A 736-nucleotide genomic window follows, 5' to 3' on the forward strand; every position below is an offset into this window, starting at 1 on the left:
CGCTGGAGCGCATCGCCCGCGAGGCCGAGGAGCGGACGGGGACCCTGGACATAGGCTATCTCGGCCTCGACGGGCTGCCGGACGAGCTGTTCGAGCTGACCCATATGCGGGTGCTGAACCTCGGTGCGTCGTACCAAGACGATGCGGGGGCACCTCGCGACGTCATGCCGCCGATCGGGCCAAACCGTGTCGATGGCAACGACCGGCGCTTTGCTGGGCTGGATCGACTCACAAAGCTATCGGCAATCGCCGCTACGTTGGACTGCTTGTCCTTCGTTGCCTTGCTCGGGGCGTTGCAGGTCCTTAGGTGCTCAAGAAGCAAAGTTCACGACATCTCTCCGATATCTGGGTTGGTATTCCTACAAGCGCTCGACTGCTCAATGACGCATGTAAGCGATCTTTCACCGGTAGCTGAGCTCTATTCGCTGAAGAAGCTCGACTGCTCGTGGACGCCGGTTAACGATCTCTCCCCGGTCGCCGCACTCGGGTTGTTTCAAGCGCTCAGCTGCTTCGGGACAGAGGTAATGGATTTGTCCCCGGTCGCCGAACTCTGCTCGCTACAGTGGCTCGATTGTGCCGCGACACATGTGCGCGACCTGTCACCATTATCCGGGCTCAGGTCCTTGCGGTTGCTCTACTGCTACGGAGGAGGGGTTCGCGATCTGTCACCGGTTGCGACGGTCCGGTCTCTTCAGACACTCGACTGCCACCTGACGCTGGTGAGCGATTTGTCACC

Annotated in this window: 1 protein-coding gene; it reads left to right on the forward strand. The window is 60.6% G+C overall.

The features are described from left to right. Positions 1–736, forward strand: a 736-nt coding sequence (locus ABTU92_RS30660) for a leucine-rich repeat domain-containing protein (protein ID WP_408095294.1), incomplete at both ends; no start/stop codon positions are given.

It is taken from the genome of Rhodoplanes sp. SY1 (genome assembly GCF_046000175.1).
Lineage (GTDB): Bacteria > Pseudomonadota > Alphaproteobacteria > Rhizobiales > Xanthobacteraceae > Rhodoplanes.